At 66.4% G+C, this 18259-nt stretch carries 19 protein-coding genes, 1 tRNA gene and 1 pseudogene; 6 read left to right on the top strand and 15 right to left on the bottom strand.

Translation table 11 applies throughout. The features are described from left to right. Positions 1-125 precede the first annotated feature (125 nt). Together ACFWPX_RS26320 and ACFWPX_RS26315 are read right to left on the bottom strand one after the other, a co-directional pair. Positions 126-575 (bottom strand): hypothetical protein, encoded by a 450-nt coding sequence (locus ACFWPX_RS26320; protein WP_378929913.1) that lies wholly within the window; start codon positions 573-575, stop codon positions 126-128. Between the two features lie 208 nt (positions 576-783). Then, positions 784-1647, bottom strand: a complete 864-nt coding sequence (locus tag ACFWPX_RS26315; protein WP_378929911.1) for an NAD(P)-dependent oxidoreductase — start codon at positions 1645-1647, stop codon at positions 784-786. A 50-nt stretch (positions 1648-1697) separates the two neighbouring features. Here ACFWPX_RS26315 and ACFWPX_RS26310 point away from each other — a divergent pair. After that, positions 1698-2057, top strand: a pseudogene (locus ACFWPX_RS26310) (winged helix-turn-helix transcriptional regulator); the annotation flags it as partial. An 18-nt stretch (positions 2058-2075) separates the two neighbouring features. Here the strand turns inward: ACFWPX_RS26310 and ACFWPX_RS26305 are convergent. Next, positions 2076-3053, bottom strand: a complete 978-nt coding sequence (locus tag ACFWPX_RS26305) for an NAD(P)-dependent alcohol dehydrogenase (RefSeq protein WP_378929909.1) — start codon at positions 3051-3053, stop codon at positions 2076-2078. Positions 3054-3119: 66 nt separating this feature from the next. On the opposite strand from ACFWPX_RS26305, the gene ACFWPX_RS26300 reads away from it, so the two are divergent. Beyond that, the gene (locus tag ACFWPX_RS26300; RefSeq protein WP_378929907.1) at positions 3120-3791 is read left to right on the top strand and encodes a TetR/AcrR family transcriptional regulator; all 672 of its coding nucleotides are present in this window, start codon (positions 3120-3122) and stop codon (positions 3789-3791) included. 36 nt (positions 3792-3827) lie between these two features. Here ACFWPX_RS26300 and ACFWPX_RS26295 read toward each other — a convergent pair whose 3' ends face one another. The 4 genes from ACFWPX_RS26295 to ACFWPX_RS26280 form a co-directional block, all read right to left on the bottom strand. Beyond that, positions 3828-4238, bottom strand: a complete 411-nt coding sequence (locus ACFWPX_RS26295) for a DUF4189 domain-containing protein (RefSeq protein ID WP_378929905.1) — start codon at positions 4236-4238, stop codon at positions 3828-3830. Positions 4239-4394: 156 nt separating this feature from the next. Further along, positions 4395-4469 (bottom strand) — tRNA-Thr (locus ACFWPX_RS26290). 78 nt (positions 4470-4547) lie between these two features. Further along, the gene (locus ACFWPX_RS26285) at positions 4548-4784 is read right to left on the bottom strand and encodes an MbtH family protein (protein ID WP_022565839.1); all 237 of its coding nucleotides are present in this window, start codon (positions 4782-4784) and stop codon (positions 4548-4550) included. Positions 4785-4914: 130 nt separating this feature from the next. Beyond that, positions 4915-5748 carry an alpha/beta fold hydrolase gene (locus ACFWPX_RS26280; protein WP_378929903.1) on the bottom strand — a complete coding sequence of 278 codons (834 nt, stop codon included), beginning with the start codon at positions 5746-5748 and terminating at the stop codon, positions 4915-4917. A gap of 176 nt (positions 5749-5924) precedes the next feature. Between ACFWPX_RS26280 and ACFWPX_RS26275 the strand changes: the two genes are divergently transcribed. The 4 genes from ACFWPX_RS26275 to ACFWPX_RS26260 all read left to right on the top strand — a co-directional run bounded on the left by ACFWPX_RS26275 (position 5925) and on the right by ACFWPX_RS26260 (position 9862). After that, a complete protein-coding gene (locus tag ACFWPX_RS26275) occupies positions 5925-6083 on the top strand; it encodes a hypothetical protein (RefSeq protein ID WP_165610244.1) in 159 nt (52 codons plus the stop codon). Between the two features lie 44 nt (positions 6084-6127). After that, complete coding sequence (locus ACFWPX_RS26270; RefSeq protein ID WP_378914050.1) at positions 6128-7657, top strand: trehalose-6-phosphate synthase; 1530 nt, start codon at positions 6128-6130, stop codon at positions 7655-7657. A 64-nt stretch (positions 7658-7721) separates the two neighbouring features. Next, positions 7722-8429, top strand: coding sequence for a response regulator transcription factor (locus ACFWPX_RS26265; RefSeq protein WP_378913843.1), 708 nt, complete (start codon positions 7722-7724; stop codon positions 8427-8429). Next, positions 8426-9862: a sensor histidine kinase gene (locus tag ACFWPX_RS26260; RefSeq protein ID WP_378929901.1), complete on the top strand. Its 1437-nt coding sequence runs from the start codon at positions 8426-8428 to the stop codon at positions 9860-9862. Before ACFWPX_RS26265 ends, ACFWPX_RS26260 begins: the two co-directional genes overlap by 4 nt. Here the strand turns inward: ACFWPX_RS26260 and ACFWPX_RS26255 are convergent. From ACFWPX_RS26255 to ACFWPX_RS26220, 8 genes are read right to left on the bottom strand one after another with little or no spacing between them, the layout of a single operon-like run. Beyond that, positions 9849-10334 carry a h domain protein gene (locus ACFWPX_RS26255; protein ID WP_378929899.1) on the bottom strand — a complete coding sequence of 162 codons (486 nt, stop codon included), beginning with the start codon at positions 10332-10334 and terminating at the stop codon, positions 9849-9851. The genes ACFWPX_RS26260 and ACFWPX_RS26255 overlap by 14 nt on opposite strands. Further along, positions 10331-11086: a hypothetical protein gene (locus tag ACFWPX_RS26250; protein WP_378929897.1), complete on the bottom strand. Its 756-nt coding sequence runs from the start codon at positions 11084-11086 to the stop codon at positions 10331-10333. Before ACFWPX_RS26250 ends, ACFWPX_RS26255 begins: the two co-directional genes overlap by 4 nt. After that, a complete protein-coding gene (locus ACFWPX_RS26245) occupies positions 11083-12486 on the bottom strand; it encodes an MCE family protein (protein ID WP_378929895.1) in 1404 nt (467 codons plus the stop codon). The genes ACFWPX_RS26250 and ACFWPX_RS26245 overlap by 4 nt, the downstream gene beginning before the upstream one ends. Then, positions 12483-13709: an MCE family protein gene (locus ACFWPX_RS26240; protein ID WP_378929893.1), complete on the bottom strand. Its 1227-nt coding sequence runs from the start codon at positions 13707-13709 to the stop codon at positions 12483-12485. Before ACFWPX_RS26240 ends, ACFWPX_RS26245 begins: the two co-directional genes overlap by 4 nt. Then, the gene (locus ACFWPX_RS26235) at positions 13706-14971 is read right to left on the bottom strand and encodes an MCE family protein (RefSeq protein ID WP_378929891.1); all 1266 of its coding nucleotides are present in this window, start codon (positions 14969-14971) and stop codon (positions 13706-13708) included. Before ACFWPX_RS26235 ends, ACFWPX_RS26240 begins: the two co-directional genes overlap by 4 nt. Then, on the bottom strand, positions 14968-16035 hold the full coding sequence (locus tag ACFWPX_RS26230) for an MCE family protein (RefSeq protein WP_378913836.1): 1068 nt from the start codon (positions 16033-16035) through the stop codon (positions 14968-14970). Before ACFWPX_RS26230 ends, ACFWPX_RS26235 begins: the two co-directional genes overlap by 4 nt. Continuing rightward, a complete protein-coding gene (locus ACFWPX_RS26225; RefSeq protein ID WP_378929889.1) occupies positions 16028-17056 on the bottom strand; it encodes an MCE family protein in 1029 nt (342 codons plus the stop codon). The genes ACFWPX_RS26230 and ACFWPX_RS26225 overlap by 8 nt, the downstream gene beginning before the upstream one ends. Then, positions 17053-18255, bottom strand: a complete 1203-nt coding sequence (locus tag ACFWPX_RS26220; RefSeq protein WP_378929887.1) for an MCE family protein — start codon at positions 18253-18255, stop codon at positions 17053-17055. Before ACFWPX_RS26220 ends, ACFWPX_RS26225 begins: the two co-directional genes overlap by 4 nt. Between the last annotated feature and the right edge of the window lie 4 nt (positions 18256-18259).

The raw sequence follows: 18259 nt of genomic DNA, 5'->3' as shown, positions 1-18259 counted from the left end.
CTGACTATCTGTCTCTCTTTTTTTTTTGCCCTCCCGCCGCCCCCCCCGCGGGGGGGCTAGGGGCGGCCCCCCCCCCCCCCCCCCCCCCCCCGGGCCCCCCCCCCCCCCCCCGTCCCGCGTGAGAACTACGCGGCGTACTCCGCCATGCACTGACCCGAGGTAACGCTCTGGCCCGTCTGGTTGGACGTGCCGAAGACAAAGGCGATCCGGCCGGGCTCGGTCCACACTTCGGGAATCGACAGCAGCGTGCGGTGGCCCGCTACCCAGGTCTTCGCATCGCCGCTGCCGCTGCGGCCGGTGTCGATGTTCGCCCAGGTCGCGGTGAACGACTGGTCGTAACCGCCCTTGGAGTTGGCGTCGGTGATCAGGGTCAGCTCGAGCGAACCGTTGGAGTTGCGGTCGACCTTGACCTCGCTGGAACCGTTGACTTCGGGGTTGTCGGGGGTCAGGTAAGTCATCGAGCACAGCGACTTGGCGGCCTCCGGTGCGGGCTTCGCCGCAGCCATAGGGGCGACGCCGACGACAGCGCCCGCCAGACTGGCCACTGCGACCGCGCCGATCGAACCGATACGCATACGTGAGATGTTCAAGTCTTCCTACCACCGATCATGTGCGAACTGGACAGGACTCCCGAGCGAAAGACTCTCCCGGAGAACGACATTGGGTGCTCGGGACGATCTCGGAGGTGTAAGGCCCCCTCACTGAAATGATCTTCGCCAGAATAACTTTCGTTACCGGCTCGGTCGAGCCACCGGTTCCGGGGGGTACCCGCGGCACCGCAATTCAACGACGCAACAGGTCAATGACACCCGTGTTGGACTCGTGCCCGCCACCCTCGACGACCCGCCGCTCCATCAGTGCCATGAAGGGCGTGAGCAGCTCCGGACTGACGCCTTGTTCGGCGGCGGTGCGCAGCAACGTGCCGTTCGTCGTGACCATCATCGCCAGATTCGATTCGACACCCTCGGCGTAGTCGCCACTGGCAAGCTGGGCGGCGGTGCCGTACGCGTAGCCGGCCATCGCCTGCTGGTAGCCGACCATGAAGGGCGCGAAATCGACCGGTGAGATGTCCTCCGCGCGGATCAAGGCGAAGCCGTGCGCGGCGCCGGCGAACATGCCCCACATCGCGCTGAGCAGGGCGATGTCATACAAGGCCGCGAAACCGGCATCGGTGCCCACATACTTGACCCCGGCTGGCACGGCCAGGGCTTCCGCGTTGACCTCGTGCAGGTGTGCCGAACCGCTGTAGAAGACGTACGCGCCGGACTCGACGACACCGATCATCGATGGCACAGCCATGATCCCGCCGTCCAGAAAACGCCCGCCGCGCAGGGCAATCCAGTCGGACAGTTCGCGGGCCTCGGCGGGGGTGCTGGTGGTCAGGTTGACGATGTCGCGCCCGGTCAGATCGATGCCGTCCAAGCTCGCGCGCACCGACGCGTCGTCGAGAAGACAAACGACGATCAGCGAGTTCGCGGCGATGGCGTCAGCCGCGGTCGCGGCGACGGTCGCCCCCTCTGGAGCCGGTCGGGCACTGCGATTCCAGACCGTGACGGCGTACCCGTCGGCGAGCCAGGAGCGGACCAGGGCCGCGCCCATATCGCCGAGGCCGAGGACGGTCAGTGACTTCTTCGAGTGATCGGACATGAGCAATACTCTTGGCGAGCCACCCGGGCCGAACAAGTACGCACAGCGAAGTGGGTACGTACTTCCGGGTAAGAGAACAGCAGGTGAAAGGGGCATTCGTGCCGATCACACGCAGGCCGGGCGCGTACACATGCGGACTCGACGCCACCCTGTCGGTCCTGAACGGCAAGTGGAAGATGATGATCCTGTGGCCGCTGAGCGAACGCCCCCACCGCTTCGGTGAATTGCGCCGCCAGGTCCAGGGAGTGTCCGAGAAGGTCCTCACCACGCAACTGCGGGAGTTGGAGGCCGACGGAATAGTGCACCGCGAGGTGTTCGACGAAGTCGTCCCACGCGTCGAGTACTCGCTGACACCACTGGGCGTATTGCTCAACAACGCGCTGCTTCCGCTGGAAGCCTGGGGCCGTGAACATCTCATGGACAACACCTCAGTTCACGGTGATGACGATCTTGCCGCGGGTGCCGCCGGATTCCAATCGGCGATGGGCCTTCGCGACGGCTCGCAAGTCGTAGATCTCGTCGACCACCGGCCGCAAGGCGCCCGCGTCGGCCATTCGGGCGAGTTCGGCGAGTAGTTCGCGGTCGGGGTGTCCGCGGAAGAAGCGAATCCGGCGGCCGCCGTGCACCGCCGACGCGGCGATCCCACCCAGGCTCCGCACGATGTGGTCGGTGTCGAAGCGGACGGCCACCATCCTGCCGCCCGGTGCCAGCAGCTTGCGGTAGTCGTGCAGCTGCGTCCCGACCGTGTCGACAACCACGTCGAAGGAGCCGAGGTCCTCGGGCCTGGTACTGCGATAATCGAACGTGTCGTCGGCGCCGAGCCCGGCCACGAAGTCGAGGTTGGCCGCTCCGGCGAGTCCGCTGACGCGGCCCGCGCCGAGCGCCTTGGCGATCTGGACGACCGCGGATCCCACTCCGCCGCTGGCACCGCGCACCAGTACCCGCTCCCCTGGCCGTAATCCCGCTTCGCGGCGCAGTGCGATCAGTGCGGTGAGGCCACCGACCGGCAGGGTGGATGCCTCGGCCGGGCTCAAAGTCCGCGGCGCCCGCGAGATCTGATCGGGTCGCACCGCGACGAACTCCGCGAGACTGCGCAGCGTCTGGCCACTGTCGTCCGGCTTTTCATCGAGCAGACCCCATACTCGGTCCCCGACCGCGAATTCCGTCACCGAACTGCCGAGTTCGGCGACCTCCCCGACGAAGTCGAGCCCGATCTGCCGGGGAAACGGTCCACGCATGAACCACGACGGCAGGGTGCCCGACCGCAGGATGAGCTCACCGCCATTGACCGTCACAGCGGCGACTCGGATCAGGATTTCGCCGGGCTTGATCGTCGGTACCGGGGCCGATCCTTCATACAGCACCTCCGGCGGTCCGTAGGTGTCGAACAGGGCGGCGCGCATCATCTCAGGCATGGTTACTTCAACCAGATAAGTGGATGACCCCTTCCACTTAGCGGTAAAGTGAGAGACATGGGCCCCGAACACTCTCAATCGCGGGATCCCCGCCTCCGCGCGGATGCCCAGCGCAACCGCGACCAGATCCTGCGGGCGGCCCGAGAGACCTTCGCCGTGCGGGGCATCGATGCCCCGCTCACGACGATCGCCCGGCGCGCAGGAGTCGGCGCCGCCACCCTCTACCGCAGGTTCCCGACCAGGGAGACGCTGGTGGCCGAGACATTCGCCCATCAATTCGGCGAGTGCACCACCGCGTTGGACGATGCGCTGGCAGACCCCGATCCCTGGCACGGACTGCGGCGGCTGATCGGCACCGTCTGCGCACTCCAAGCCGCGGACCGCGGTTTCACGCAAGCATTCCTCGCTCGGCACCCGCACGCTGTCGACTCCGAGAAGCTCACCGACACCGAACGGAAAATGGCGGAACTGGTCCACAAATGCCGCCGCGCCGGCAAGGTGCGCCCCGACCTCACCCCCGACGACATCACCCTGGCGTTCATCGCCAACGCCGGCGTCATCACCCGCCTCCGGCACCCGGAGCGCGCCTCGGCCCGACTGGCCGCACAGCTGCTGCGCGCCTTCGCCACCGACCCCGACCATCCGCTGCCATCCGCACCGGCCCTGGAACTACTGCCCTTGTTACAGAGCCAGGAATTCAACGTCCCCGACCCACAAAAAAGGACCTGACCTACTTTCGCAGGTCAGGTCCTCTTAAAGCCCAGATCAAGGCCGGGTGCAGGCGTGGTCGCCATTGAACGCGCCGGCGCTTCCGGTGCCGGTGGGGAGGTTGCGGGTGGCGTCTGCGTATGCCTCCCCTGGGTTCGCCCCTTTACCGAAGCCCACGATCGGGAACCCTGCGACGATCGCGAGCGGACTCGTCACGACTGCACCGCAGCCGTTCGCGAACGTCACCACCATCCGGCAGTCGATGATGCCTTGACCCTTGCACGCTCGGTCGGCGGCTCGAATGGCGTCGGCTTCCGTCGGGTGGTTGACCGAAAACGCGTAGACGTTGCCCCACACGCTGAGGGAAGCGGCGCCCCAGCTGACCGGGTCGGCGGTGGCGGGCGGTGCCGCGAGGACGGCAGCGGCGCTCACCGAGAGCGCGGCGACCGCAAAGGACTTGTTGAACATGTGGTGTGTGCTTCCTCTGCGCGCCGACCAGGGTGCGGCGATCGCATGGAAGATACCGCAGCGCATGGACGCGAGGTCGCCCCAAAAGTCTTGGGGTCACGGCAAGAAACCGCGGCCGCCACGCTGCCCCTTCTTCGAGCGCGCCATCCGCGAGCGTGGAGCCCCCTGTCAGGATTGAACTGACGACCTTCGCTTTACAAGAGCGGTGCTCTACCACTGAGCTAAGGAGGCGGGTTGTGCGCGATCATCATAGCCGCGCACGCCAACCGCGTGACACCGGATCGGGTGTCACGCGGTAGCGAAGGGAGATCAGGACTGGGCGCGGGCTGCGTCGTCGGCGGCCATCGCGTCACGCAGGCTCTTGGGCCGCATGTCGGTCCAGTTCTTCTCGACGTACTCGACGCACGCTGCCCGGCTTTCTTCGCCGAACACGACACGCCAGCCCGCCGGGACCTCCGCGAACGCGGGCCACAGGGAGTGCTGCTCTTCATCGTTGACCAGAACGAAGAAGCGGCCGTCCTCGTCGTCGAAGGGGTTGGTGCTCATTTCACCTCACTGGATACTGGCGCTGTGTACAGGATCACTGCGCGGCCGCGAAGCCACGAGCGTTGTGTCGACCCTAGCAAGGCATACGTTACTGGTAGGGAGTTACCCGATGCTGCCCCGGTCAGGGCTTTCAGGCAGCGAAGAAGTCGAGCAGGATCTTGTTGACCGCCTCCGGACGCTCCAGGTAGCCGTAGTGACCCGTATCCGGGACCTCCTGGTAGCGAGCGCCGGGAATGGCCTCGGCCACCTCACGCGACAGGTACGGCGGAATCATCCGATCATCGGCGAACCCAATTGCCAAGCAGGGCACCGTAATCGAACGATAGGCGGCGACCCGATCGAACTCGTGGTCCATGGCCCGCTGCGCCCGGATACCGGGCGAGGGGGTCCCCACGGTGAACTCGAACAGGTCGAGCCAGTCACGCGCCGCGTTGGTGTCGGCCATCGTCGCCGGTGACAGATTCATCACCGCGCTCAACGCCGCCTCGAACTTCGCGGGCAGCCGCACCGCCGAGGCATCGAGGTCCTGCTCACCGGCCGACAGCGTCTTCTGGAACTGATCCAGCCTGCCGTGACCGGCCATGAACACGGCCTTGCGAACCAGATCGGGCCGGGCAAGCGCCAGCTCCTGCGCCACCCGCGCGCCCATCGACGTCCCCGCGATCAGCGCGGGACCCTCGCCGAGGAACTCGATCAGCGCGGCGGTGTCGGCGACCAGCTCCTCGATCCGCATTCCGCCCGCGGCTTCGAAAGATGGCGCGATCCCACGATTGTCGAACACGCAGACCCGATAACCCGCCGCGACCAGCGCGGGAACCTGGTGCAGCTCCCACACCCGGCCCGGCGAGCCGGTCCCCATGATCAAAACCACCAGCGGACCACCGCCCTTGACGTCGGTGCCCTTGGTACGGTCGCCCTTGACCTGATAATTCAGTGCGATGCCGTTCACCGTGGCCAGTGGCATGAAACAAACCTCTCTGCGGGGGTTGATCGTGTACTACCAACACGGTAACGGGACCGCCACGACACGGCACCGGGGCGGGGTGTTGCGCGTCGCTACTTCATCGGCCGTGTGCCGGCGCCCGATAGTATTGGTCACTCGCAGGTAGAGCGCAGGGAAACCGGGAGGACGAACCCATTATGGCCGCGAAGAGCACCGCCAACGACATCGCCGACGACGAGCTCGAGCCGCTTGCCGACGAAACCGCCCGCCAGGCACAGAAGGTCGTCGCGGCACACGCCGAAGACGCCGACGAGTGCCGCATGCTGCTGTCCATGCTCGGCATCGCTCCCGCCTGACACAGCGCACCCCTGCGACGCATAAGGATGCGTGAGTGGACCAAATGATCGATCAACCGTCCAACGACCGTCCGTCCGAAAACAGCGAAACCCTCGCGCCTTCCGGTGCGGGTTCGGGATTCGTCGTCGTCGCCAACCGGCTGCCGGTCGACCTCGAACGCCTGCCCGACGGCACCACCAGGTGGAAGCGCAGCCCCGGTGGGCTGGTGACCGCGCTGGAACCGGTGCTGCGCAGCAACAAGGGCGCCTGGGTCGGCTGGGCCGGTGTGCCCGATGTCGAGGTCGAACCGATCATCGAAGACGGGCTCGAGCTGTATCCGGTGCCGCTCACGGCGCAGGAGGTGGAGGACTACTACGAGGGGTTCTCCAACGGCACGCTGTGGCCGCTGTATCACGACGTGATCGTGCGCCCGGTGTACGACCGGGCCTGGTGGGCAGCCTATGTCGAGGTCAACCGGCGTTTCGCCGAGGAGACCGCGAAGGTGGCCGCCGAGGGCGCGACGGTCTGGGTGCAGGACTATCAGCTCCAGCTGGTGCCCAAGATGCTGCGCATGCTGCGCCCCGATCTGACCATCGGTTTCTTCCTGCACATCCCGTTCCCGCCGGTCGAGCTGTTCATGCAGATGCCGTGGCGCACCGAGATCGTCGAGGGTCTGCTCGGCGCCGACCTGATCGGTTTCCACCTGCCCGGCGGCGCGCAGAACTTCCTCTACCTGGCCCGCAGACTGGCCGGTCAGCCCACCTCGCGTGGCACCATCGGGGTTCGCTCGAAGCTCGGTGTCGTGCAGGTCGGTTTCCGCACGGTCCGCGTCGGCGCGTTCCCCATCTCGATCGATTCCGCCGAACTCGACGAGTCATCCCGTCGTCGTTCGGTGCGCGAGCGGGCCGCGAAAATCCGTGCCGAGCTGGGCAATCCCAAGAACATCATGCTCGGCGTCGACCGCCTCGACTACACCAAGGGCATCGACATCCGGCTCAACGCGCTGCAGGAACTGCTCGAAGAGGGCCGCATCGACCCGACCGAGACGGTGATGGTGCAGCTGGCCACCCCCAGCCGCGAACGCGTGCAGAGCTACATCAAGATGCGCGGCGACATCGAACGCCAGGTGGGCCGGATCAACGGCGAATTCGCCCGCGTGGGTTACCCGGTCGTGCACTACCTGCACCGCCCGATCCCCCGCGACGAGCTGATCGCCTTCTTCATCGCCGCCGACGCCATGCTGGTGACGCCCCTGCGCGACGGCATGAACCTGGTCGCAAAGGAGTACGTGGCCTGCCACAGCGACCTCAACGGCGCCCTGGTGCTGAGCGAGTTCACCGGTGCCGCGGCCGAGCTGCGCCAGTCCTACCTGTGCAACCCGCACGACCTGGACAGCGTGAAGGACGCGATCATCGGCGCACTCGACGACGATCGCGACACCAAGCGCCGCCGGATGCGGTCCCTGCGCCGTCAGGTACTCACCCACGATGTCGAACGCTGGGCGCGCGCCTTCCTCGACGCGCTGTCACACGGCAATATCGCCGGTTCGGCCCTGATGAGCGACGAGCAGACCTTCCCCGCCGACCAGCGCTGAACCACACAGCGACCTCACAGCGTCGGTCCAGCCACTTCCCAGCGGGGTGGTGGAGCATAGGGGCATGAGTGGTGGTGTGCCCGAAGCGCGGGTGCTCGTGGTCGACGATGAACCGATGATCGTCGAACTGCTGGCGGTGAGCTTGCGCTACCAGGGGTTCGAGGTGGCGACGGCGGCCGACGGTGCCGAGGCGCTCGACCGGGCGCGCACGTTCCGGCCGCAGGCGCTGATCGTCGACGTGATGATGCCCGGCATGGACGGCTTCGGCCTGCTGCGCCGGCTACGCGCCGACGGCATCGACGCACCGGTGCTGTTCCTGACCGCGCGCGACGACGTGGACGACAAGATCACCGGGCTCACCCTCGGCGCCGACGACTACGTCACCAAGCCGTTCAGCCTGGAGGAAGTGGTGGCGCGGCTGCGGGTGATCCTGCGTCGCGCCGGCCACGCCGAACCGGCGAAGGCGAGCACCCGGCTGCGCTTCGCCGACATCGAACTCGACGACGACACGCACGAGGTGTGGAAGGCGGGCGAACCGGTTGCGTTGTCGCCCACCGAGTTCACGCTGCTGCGCTATTTCATGGTGAACGCGGGCAGCGTGCTGAGCAAACCTCGCATCCTCGATCACGTCTGGCGCTACGACTTCGGTGGCGAGGTGGGCGTGGTGGAGACCTACGTGTCGTATCTGCGCAAGAAGGTCGACACCGGCGAGCAGCGGTTGATCCACACGCTGCGCGGGGTCGGCTATGTGATGCGTGAGCCGACCCGGTGAGCAGACTCCCCCTGCGGGTGACCTTGGTGCTGATGCTGGTCGCATTGGCCGGATTCGGTTTGGTCGCTTCGAGTTTCGTGGTGACAAAGGCGATGGAGAACTCGCTGCAGAACCGCACCGATCAGCAGTTGCAGGACGCGGCGATGGAATGGGAGCGCAGGGTCGGGCTGCCCGCGCCGAATCTGCCCCCGCCCTCCTCGGAGTCCGGTCAGCCACCCGGTCGCTACTTCGTGACGGCCCAGAGCACGGACGGCACCCGAAAGGTGCTTCTCGACAACGTCTTCGGTACCGACGCCCAGCCAGATCTCCCCGATCCCCCTGCACGTCAGCCGGTCACGGTCGGCTCGCTGGACGGCTCGGACGATCAGTGGCGGGTGGTGACCGTCGATGGCCATCGCGCGACGGCGACGGTCGCGTGGCCGCTGGCCGAGAACATCGAGACGGTACGCAGACTCGTTGTGCTGCAACTGATCGTCGGCGCGATTGTGCTGCTCGCCTTGGCCATCGCGGCCTATTTCGTGGTGCGCGGCAGCCTGCGCCCGCTGCACCGGGTGGAAGCGACAGCGGCGGCGATCGCGGGCGGCGAGCTACATCATCGAATCCCGGTGCACGGCAATGCCACCGAGGTCGACCGGTTGTCCCGTTCGCTGAACAGCATGCTGACCCAGATCCAGCAGGCCTTCGCCGCGACCGAGGCCTCCGAGACCGCCGCGCGCGCGTCCGAGGCGAAGATGCGCCGTTTCGTCGCCGATGCCAGCCACGAACTACGCACACCCCTCACCACCATCCGCGGCTTCGCCGAGCTGTACCGCCAGGGCGCGACCACCGACCCCGCGATGTTCATGAACCGCATCGAACACGAGGCACAGCGCATGGGCCTGCTGGTGGAAGACCTGCTCATGCTGGCCCGCCTCGACGCTCAACGCCCCGTCGAACTCGGCCCGGTGGACCTGCTGGCGATAGCGGGCGACGCCGTCCACAGTGCCCGCGCGGTCGAAGCCGCCGCAGGACAACACCGGCCCATCACCCTCGACATCGCCGAAGGCACCGGCACCCTGGAAATCCTCGGCGACGAACATCGCCTGCGCCAGGTCCTCACCAACCTGCTCGACAACGCACGCACCCACACCCCCGACGGCACCTCGATCACCGTCCGCCTGACCCCCGAGACCGACGAAGTCCAGGTCGAGGTCGTCGACACCGGCCCAGGACTCACCGCCGAGGAAACAGACCACGTCTTCGAACGCTTCTACCGCGCGGACATCTCCCGCACCCGGCGCGCGGACAACAGAAGCGGCAGTGGGCTCGGCCTTTCCATCGTGGCCGCGCTCGTCGCCGCGCACGGCGGCACCGTGCGCGTGGAATCCACCCCGGGCGGCGGCGCTACCTTCGTGGTGCGCCTCCCCCGCGATGAACAGCTCAGACCGGCGTGACCTGAGCGACCAGCCAGCGGTTGTCGGCCTTCTCCAGTGACACCCGGACCCGGCTGCCCGAGGTGGCGCCTTCCGGCGAATCCTTGCTGGTGGTCAGCTGATTCAGGTACAGCAGCACGACTGCCTTCTCCGGATCCGCCGACACCACGCCCTCGGCCTGGGTGGTGGCCTTGACGGTGAGCTGCTTCTCCTTGGCGCCCGGCGCGATGGCCTGCTCGATCAGTTTCAGGTACTCGGCCCGGAACGATTCGGTGAGATTGTCGGCAGCCTTAGGCAATTCGGTGTCGACGGTCGCGGGCTCGTAGGTGAACATCGCGCTCACCGTGCGGCTGGCGGTACTCATCGCGTCGGTACGCGCCTGCTCGGTCTTGTCCTGTTGCCAGAGCTGAAACCCGCTGACGCCCAGGACGATGGCGGCGATCAAACCAGCTGCCGCGAGGGCTCCGAAGACGATCTTGATTCGCTTGCTCATCCGACAAACTCCACTTTCGACACGGTCATTCCGGTGTCGCCCTTCGACACAGTGATCCGGAATCGGTACTGCCGTGCCTGCGGCTCGGCCGAACCGGTATTGCTCACCGTCTGTTTGGCGGCGACCAGCACCTTCGCCGAATTCTCGTCGACGGACTCGATCCCCGACTCGACGACCTCGCCGCTGGAGACCACCTTGGCCTGCTTCACCACATCCATGAACGGATCGACGCGACCGTCGAATTCGGACTTGAACTCCCCCGAGGCCACCGCCAGGATCCGTTCGATGTCCTCCTTGGCGGAGTCGGCGCGAATGGTGGTCAGGTTGATGACCGCCTGACGCGCGGTCTGGGTGTACTGCGCGCGCAGATCCTCGTCCTGACTCCCCGACCGTGCCGCGAGCGCGGCGAACGTGGCACCGACGACCAGCGCCAACACCAGCACCGCGGCGGCGGCGAGCCCGATGATCTGCCCGAGCTTCGTCAGCTTCGCGTCTTCTTCGTCGAGCTCGGCCGAATCATCGTCGGCGTCCTCGTCCACCACTGCCTCGTCCACCACTGCGGACTTCGTCAGCTCGACGGTAGCCGCGACCACCGTGGCATCCTCGTCCGAAGCCACCTCGGCATCGACCACCTCGGCCGATTCAACCGCACCCCCGTCGACAGTCACGTCGACGACCTGCACATCCTCCACCGGCGGACCCGCCGACCTGCCTGCCCGCCGACGCGGACGGCCGTTGTTGCTCTCACTCATCTCTGCTGCTCCTCCAACATCGCCTGCCAGCTGGCCGGGACAGTGCCCGAACCATCGGAGGCGATATCACCTTGGCGGTACATGCGTCCGTCCGGGCCAAGATAGCTGCCCGTGGACGGATCATAGGGGCGCGCGGCGGCGGGGGTGACTCCGCCGGTGGACGCGCCGGTGGGGGCCGAAGCCGGGGCTACCGGCTGCGGCGCGCCGAACGCTGGGTTGGTGCCTTCCGGCACGTACCCGGTCCGGCACAGTTCGGGAGTAGGCGCCCGGACGCCGGGATACTCCATGCACGGCGAGTTGCGGATACCGCGCACTTCGATCGGAGAATCCTGAGCCGCCTTGCAGTACAGCCCCGGGGGGGTGTCGATCGGGGTGAAGTCGCTCGGCGAACGCCGCTGGTCGGGGGGCAGGAAGCCGGTGGTGCAGGCGGGTGGGTCGTTGATCACGGTCATGAAGTTGACCATCGCGCCGTACCTGGTCGGTCCGCGCAAAATGGTCCTGAAGGCCGCGATCATCGGCGGGAAAACAACCAGAAGCTGTTCGATACCAGCGTGATACGTCACCCCGACCTGGCCGAGACCCACCAGATTGCTCGCCAGCAGCGGCAGCGTCGGACGCAGACTCTGGAATTGCTCGTTCACCTTCTGCATCGCGGAAGGACTGTTGTGCAACAGGTTTCGCAACGACGGATCGTGCTCGCGGAGCTGATCGGTGACGGTAGCGAGATCTGTTGTCCAGGAACGGATATTGGCATCGGACTCGATCTGGGTGTCCAGCAGCGGACCGATCTGATCGAGCAGTTTCTTGGTCGGTTCCACATCGGTCTCGGCCTGCTGCACCAGCAGCGACGCCGAGTCGATGAACCGCTGCAGATCAGGGCCTGCGCCGTTGAAGGCCAGGAACGCCTCGTCGATCACCTGGCGCAGGCGAGTGTCGGCGACCGTCGCCAGCAGTTTGTCGGCCTGGTCGAGCATCGAACCGACATCCTGGGGCAGCTTGGTGCGCTCCACCGGGATCACCGAGCCGTCGTGCAGATCGCCGGAGCCCGCGTCGACCTCGGGCACCAGGTCGACGTACTGCTCACCGATCGCCGAAACACTGCGAACCCAGGCGATCGAGTCCGACGGCACTTTGTAATCGCTGTCGATCGACAGATCGGCCTCGACCCCGGCCGCGGTGAGGCGGACCGCCTCCACCTTGCCGATGTTGGTGCCGCGGTAGGAGACATTCGCGGTCGGGTACAGCCCGCCGGTGGCGGCGAGCTGGACCGTCACACCGTAGCGGCCGATACCGAACATCGCGGGTAGCTGGATGTACGTCCCGCCCATTACGACGAGACCGATCACGGTGAGGACTGAGAAGATCGCGAGCTGAATGTGGACGAACCTGGTGAGCTTCATCGACCCGCTCCTTCCTGGCCGGGCAGCGGCACGGTGATTCCGGGAATGGCGGGCAGGCCGGGGATCGACGGTAGTCCGGGCAGTGTCGGCGTCGGTGCCGCACTGGGCGCGGGCGTCTCCGGGACCTTGGTCGGGTCGCCGGCGTCGGTCGCGGAAGAAGGCGCGAAGGTACCGAGCACCCCCTCGACACCACCGAAACGACCCCCGAGCGGAGTGCCGGTGAGCCAGTTGGTGTCCAGTCGCCTACCGGTCAGGTCGAAGGTGATGAAGAGGTTGAGGTAGTCGCCCTTGATCGCTTTGCCGATGTTGCGCATCGGGAACGGGAACGTCGGCAGAATGCCCATCGACGCGATGAGGTTGGTGCCGGTGTTCGCCAGGGTTTCCAGCACCGGGCCGAGGCTGGCCAGGTTGGCCTTCAGGTCGTCGCCGCTGGTCTGGATGATCCGCTCGGTGACATCGCTGAGCTCGCCGAGAGCGGTGACCGCCCTGGTGATGTTGGCGGTGCGGTCGGCGAGCGCCGTCAGTGCCGGGTGGATCTCATCGATCGCGCGGGCCAGCACGTCCTTCTGGTCGGCGAGGTTGCCCGCGAGCCGGTCGAGGCCCTCCATCGCGGCGATGATGCTGCCGGTCTGCTTGTCCAGACCGGTGACCAGCTGGTCGAGCTGCGGCAGCAGATCGGCGATCTCGGCCTCGCGGCCGTTGAGCGCCGCGTTCATCTCCCTGGTGATGGTCTCGAGCTGTGCGATGCCGCCGCCGTTGAGCACGACCGACAGCGAGGAAAGCACCTGCTCGGTGGTCGGGTAGGCTCCGGCCCGCTCCAGCGGGATCACGTCGTTGTTTCGCAGCTGACCCTGGGCGGGTGTGTTGGTAGGCGCGGACAGCTCGACGTGATTGCTGCCGAGGAGGCTCGTCTGGCCGATCTTGGCGATCGCGTTGGCGGGTAGTTTCACCTCGGGATTCAGTGACACCGTGACCAGTGCGTGCCAGCCCTCGACATCGATTCCGGTGACATTGCCGACCTCGACATCGTCCACCCGCACCGGCGAATTCCGGGTCAGCGTGGTGACATTGGGCATCTGGATCCGCACGGTGTACGAGCCGGGGCCGGAGCCCTCGGAGCCGGGCATGGGTAGGGAGTTCAGTCCGTCCCACTGACAGCCGGTCACGCCGAGTGTCACCGCGACGCCCACCGCCAGCCCGGCGAACATTCGTTGGGGCCTCATCGTTGTCCTCCTGGAACCGCAAGTCCGGCGAGACCGTTCGGCACAGCGATCGGAGCCGTCGCCTCGGGCACCTCACTGCGATCCACCTGCGCCTCCACACTCGGCGGGCTGTACGTCAGCTGCCCGGGCAGGGCCGTCGTGCCGGTGACCGGGTTGAGCATGATCGGCACGTAGTTCATCGCCAGCGAGCTGATCACCGGGGCCAGGAATTCCGCGCACAGATCCGCCGACCGGTCCGAGTCGCTGTCCTCGATCGCCCGGATGGAACCGCAGAGGAAACTCAACGGGTCTGCCGTATTGTTCAGTGTCACAGCGCCGCTGAGCGCGCCCTGGGCCGGCTGGTAGATCTGGTAGAAGTTCACCAGCGCGGTCGGCGCGGAATGCAGCAGCCGTTCGATCTCCGGCCGCTTGTCGACCAGCGTCTGGGTGACATCGGCAAGCCGCTCGACACCGTCAGTGAGCTCGGCACCACTGCCCTCGAGGAAGCGCTTCACGTCGGCGAGCGCCACATCCAGGCTGTCCAGGCCCGCACCGAGTTCCTCCGACGCACCGGCGAGCACTGAGGCCACCGAGGCCAGGCGGCCGCCGAACTGCACGATCTGCTCGTTGCTCGCCGAGAGCACCTCGACGAACTTCTGCAGGTTGCGGATGGTGCCGAAGAGGTCGGTTCGCCCGTCGGACAACGTATTCAGCGTCGCCGACAGTTCACGCAGGGTGTCGCGGAACTTCTGGCCGTTGCCGTCGAGGTTGTTCGCGGCGGTGTCGACGAAGCGCCCGAAGGAACCCTGCTCGTCGTCCCCGACGGGCCCGAGAGCCGTTGCTAGATTGGTCAATTCGGCCTTGATGTCGTCCCACTCCACTGGCACCGCGGTGCGCTCGATCGGAATCTGCGCACCGTCGGCCAGCTTCGGGCCACCGTCGTAGGCGGGCGCCAGCTGGATGAACCGGGCCGACACCAGCGAGGGCGCGATCAGCACGGCGCGTGCGTCCGCGGGCAGGTCGATGCCGCTGTCGACGGACATCCGCACCTGCACCCGACCTTCGCCGGGCTCGATCGCGTCGATCCTGCCGATCGTCACGCCCAGCATCCGCACCTCGTCACCCTCGTACAGGCCGGTGGTCGACACGAAGGCGGCGGTGATCTTGGTCTTTCCGATGCCGAGGCTGAAGTAGACCCCGACCGCGACCAGTGCGACGATCACCACCACAGCGACCGCGAGCGTCCAACGTGGCACGCCACGAACTTTCGATGCGATGCTCATCGCGGCGGATCCTCCTCGGACGGGATGATGGCCGGCAGGTCCGGTTTGGTGAAGATGTCGATCACGTCCTGCGGCAGGTGCTCAGGCCAGACCAGCGCGTCGACCAGCGGGCGCAGCCCGGTACTCGTCGCGTTCACCACGTAGGCGTTGAACCACGGACCGCTGCCGACCTGCTCGCCCAGCGCCGAGGCGTAGGGGCCGATGTTCTCGAGCGCTTGCGTCAGGTTCTGCTTGTTGCGCTGCAACAGGCCGAGCACCGAATTGAGCCGGTCCAGTGTCGGTTTCATCTGCGCCTCGTTGTCGGCGACCAGCCCGGAGAGCTGCTTGGCCACCGAGTCGACGTAGACGATGAGCTGGTTGATGGCGGCGCGACGGTTATCGAGTTCGCCGAGCAGGTTGTTGCCGTCGAGCAGCAGCACGTTGAGCTGCGAACTACGGTCGGCCAGGATCTTGGTGACGTTCTGCGCCCGGCCGAGCAGATCGGTCAGCGCCTGGTCGCGCGTATTGATGCTGCGCGAGAGTGCGCTGACGCCGTCGAGGGCGTTGCGCAGCGGTCCCGGTGTGTCCGCGAAGGCGGCCGAGAGCGTGTCCAGTGTCTTGTCGACCTGATCCAGATCGAGATCGCGGACGGTCGCGCCGAGATCGCTGAGCGCCTCGTTGAGCGAGTACGGCGACGTGGTCCGGTCGAGCGGGATGGTGTCGGAGGTACGCAGCGCGCCCTGTCCGGTCGGCACCACATCCAGGGACTTGCGACCGAGCACCGTGTTGGTCTTGATCGCGGCGGATGTCTTCTGGCCCAGCACAATCGACTCGTCGAGGGTGAACTTCACCAGCACCTTGGGACCATCGAGCGACACCTCGCCGACTTCGCCGGAACGCACGCCGGCCACATGCACCGGGTCGCCCGGCACCAACCCGCCCGCGTCGACGAAGAATGCCGTGTAGGTCGCGCCGGAGCGGATGAACGGCAACTTGGTGAATTGCAGCGTGGCGAGCGAGATCGTCACCACCAGCACAATGCCGACGATGCCGATGGTGACCGCCGATGATTTCTTCTCACTCATTGGGCGCACACCTTCCGGTCGCCTGTCGAGCCGGCAACTTCACTTCCATGATCTGACCGTCCGGGCCGTCGACCAGCATGGTGGTGCCGCAGATGTACAGCTGCAGGAACGAGCCGTAAGAGCCGACGCGGATGAGTTGTTTGTAGGTCTCCGGCAGCTTCTCGATCACCCATTGGAGATCGTCGGAGCCGTTGTCGAGGTTGGTGGCCAGCCTCCCGGTCTGCTCGATGGTGTTGCGCAGGTCCGGGCGGGCGGTGGTCAGGAGGTCGTTGAGTTCCTTTGTCGCACCGGCGATTCGGGGCAATGCGGCGCCGATCGGGTCGCGTTCGGCGGCCAATCCGCTGACCATGCGCTGCAATTCTTCGATCGTGGTGGCGAACTGTTCGTCTCGATCGTCGATGGTGGCCAGCACCGTGTTCAGGTTGTCGATCACGCTGCCGATCAGGGCATCGCGGTCGGCGAGGGTCTTGGCGAAGCTGCCGCCGCTGTTGAGCAGCGAGACCAGCGTGCCGCCCTGGCCCTGGAAGATCTGCAGCAGCGCCGAGGTCAGGTCGTTGACCTGACCTGGGTCAAGGCCACGCAGCAGCGGCTTGAACCCGCCGAGCAGCAGGTCCAGGTCCAGTGCGGGCGTGGTCTGCTCCTTGCCGATGGTGGCGCCGTCGGGCAGCTCGCGGGCAGAGCCCGGACCCTCCTTCAGCTCGAGATACCGGTCACCGACCAGGTTCTCGTACTTGATCGCCAGGCGGGTGCTCGAAAGCACGGAGTACTTGGTGTCCACGTCGAACTCGACGTGTGCGAGATCGTCGTCACCGACCTTCACCGAGGTCACCGATCCCACCGGCACGCCCGCGATGCGCACCTTCGACCCCGGCAGCATGCCCGAGGAGCTGGTGAACACCGCCTTGTAGCCGTTCTCGCTGGAGAATCGCGCCTGACTCAGCACGATCGCCAAGCCGGCGAACACCAGCGTCATCACCACGGTGAAGATCGCGAGCTTGACCGTCGTCGCCGTATTCTTCACCGTGTCACTCCCGGCAGTCCCTCCAGCAAGAGCTGGAAAACCTTTGGTGCGCTGTTCAATTCGGGCGGCGCGGTACGCGGCGTGAACGGTGCGCCCTGACTGGTATCGGTCACCACATAGTTCGAGTGGCTGTCCGGCACCCGGTCGATCACGCCTTCACAGTGCGGCCCACCAGTTGCGTTCACCTTGGGCAGATCCTCGGGGTAGCTGTAGGGCTTCTGGCCGGGCATGAACGAGGCATGCATGCCGACACCCGGCACCACGCCGCCGAATACTTCGTCGGCCAACGGCATGAGCGGGCCGAGTCCGTCGATGATGCAGGTCAACGCCGGCGCGTATTCGAACAGCAGGCTGGTCGTCGGCCGCAGCAGGTCGAGCGCGGTGACAAGGTTGGATTCGTTCTCCCGCAACACCGAACCCGTGGTGTCGGAAAGTCCGATCACGTTCACCAGCACATCGTCGAGCTGCGCCTGCAACTCCGACAGCGTCTTCGCGGTGACCGTGGCGTTGTCCACGGTGCGCAACAGCGCGCCGGAAGCATCGGCATAGATGTCGGACACCTGGGCCGTCTTGTCCAGATCCTGTTGCAGCGTGGGCAGATACGGGTTGATCTCACGCAGGTAGCGGTCCGAGCTCACCAGCAGTTCACCCAGCTTGTCGCCGCGGCCCTGCAATGCGGTGCCGAGCGCGGCGAGTGTGGCATTGAGCTTCTCCGGTTCCACCTGGGCGAGCACATCGGACAGGTGCTGGAACAGCGTGTTGAACTCCACCGTCACGGCGCTGGCCGCGACGGTGGCGCCCGGCTTCAGCGAGTTCGACGCAGGCTGTTCGGGGACAATGAAATTCACATACTTGGCGCCGAACACCGTGGTCGAACGAATGTCGACACCCGCGTTCGCCGGCACCAGCTTCAGCTGTTCGGGGTCGACCTCGAGCAGGATCTGTGCGCCGTCGTCGCGCAGGTTGATCTCGGCGACCCGGCCGATCTCGACACCGCGCACCCTCACCTTGGCGTCAGGGTCGAGCACGAGGCCGGCGCGGGGCGCGTCGACCAGCACCTTCGCGGTGGTGGTGAACGCACCTTGGAAGAGGGCGAACGCGAAGGCCGCGAGCCCGACGAGCAAGCCGACCATCGTGAGCGCGGCGAGCTTGCGCCCGAGCCCGCCCTGCAATGCGGCAACGAATCGTGAAGTGTCCATCACG

Source organism: Nocardia sp. NPDC058518 (assembly GCF_042719655.1).
Classification (GTDB): domain Bacteria; phylum Actinomycetota; class Actinomycetes; order Mycobacteriales; family Mycobacteriaceae; genus Nocardia.
The sequence above is the reverse complement of the archived record's forward strand: the minus strand, read 5'-3'. Positions and strand labels throughout refer to the sequence as shown.

What these genes read in the sequence shown, in the direction of transcription:
- ACFWPX_RS26320 (WP_378929913.1), bottom strand. Translation starts at nt 575, where the DNA reads ATGCGTATCGGTTCGATCGGCGCGGTCGCAGTGGCCAGTCTGGCGGGC.
- ACFWPX_RS26315 (WP_378929911.1), bottom strand. Translation starts at nt 1,647, where the DNA reads ATGTCCGATCACTCGAAGAAGTCACTGACCGTCCTCGGCCTCGGCGAT.
- ACFWPX_RS26305 (WP_378929909.1), bottom strand. Translation starts at nt 3,053, where the DNA reads ATGATGCGCGCCGCCCTGTTCGACACCTACGGACCGCCGGAGGTGCTG.
- ACFWPX_RS26300 (WP_378929907.1), top strand. Translation starts at nt 3,120, where the DNA reads ATGGGCCCCGAACACTCTCAATCGCGGGATCCCCGCCTCCGCGCGGAT.
- ACFWPX_RS26295 (WP_378929905.1), bottom strand. Translation starts at nt 4,238, where the DNA reads ATGTTCAACAAGTCCTTTGCGGTCGCCGCGCTCTCGGTGAGCGCCGCT.
- ACFWPX_RS26285 (WP_022565839.1), bottom strand. Translation starts at nt 4,784, where the DNA reads ATGAGCACCAACCCCTTCGACGACGAGGACGGCCGCTTCTTCGTTCTG.
- ACFWPX_RS26280 (WP_378929903.1), bottom strand. Translation starts at nt 5,748, where the DNA reads ATGCCACTGGCCACGGTGAACGGCATCGCACTGAATTATCAGGTCAAG.
- ACFWPX_RS26275 (WP_165610244.1), top strand. Translation starts at nt 5,925, where the DNA reads ATGGCCGCGAAGAGCACCGCCAACGACATCGCCGACGACGAGCTCGAG.
- ACFWPX_RS26270 (WP_378914050.1), top strand. Translation starts at nt 6,128, where the DNA reads ATGATCGATCAACCGTCCAACGACCGTCCGTCCGAAAACAGCGAAACC.
- ACFWPX_RS26265 (WP_378913843.1), top strand. Translation starts at nt 7,722, where the DNA reads ATGAGTGGTGGTGTGCCCGAAGCGCGGGTGCTCGTGGTCGACGATGAA.
- ACFWPX_RS26255 (WP_378929899.1), bottom strand. Translation starts at nt 10,334, where the DNA reads ATGAGCAAGCGAATCAAGATCGTCTTCGGAGCCCTCGCGGCAGCTGGT.
- ACFWPX_RS26250 (WP_378929897.1), bottom strand. Translation starts at nt 11,086, where the DNA reads ATGAGTGAGAGCAACAACGGCCGTCCGCGTCGGCGGGCAGGCAGGTCG.
- ACFWPX_RS26245 (WP_378929895.1), bottom strand. Translation starts at nt 12,486, where the DNA reads ATGAAGCTCACCAGGTTCGTCCACATTCAGCTCGCGATCTTCTCAGTC.
- ACFWPX_RS26240 (WP_378929893.1), bottom strand. Translation starts at nt 13,709, where the DNA reads ATGAGGCCCCAACGAATGTTCGCCGGGCTGGCGGTGGGCGTCGCGGTG.
- ACFWPX_RS26235 (WP_378929891.1), bottom strand. Translation starts at nt 14,971, where the DNA reads ATGAGCATCGCATCGAAAGTTCGTGGCGTGCCACGTTGGACGCTCGCG.
- ACFWPX_RS26230 (WP_378913836.1), bottom strand. Translation starts at nt 16,035, where the DNA reads ATGAGTGAGAAGAAATCATCGGCGGTCACCATCGGCATCGTCGGCATT.
- ACFWPX_RS26220 (WP_378929887.1), bottom strand. Translation starts at nt 18,255, where the DNA reads ATGGACACTTCACGATTCGTTGCCGCATTGCAGGGCGGGCTCGGGCGC.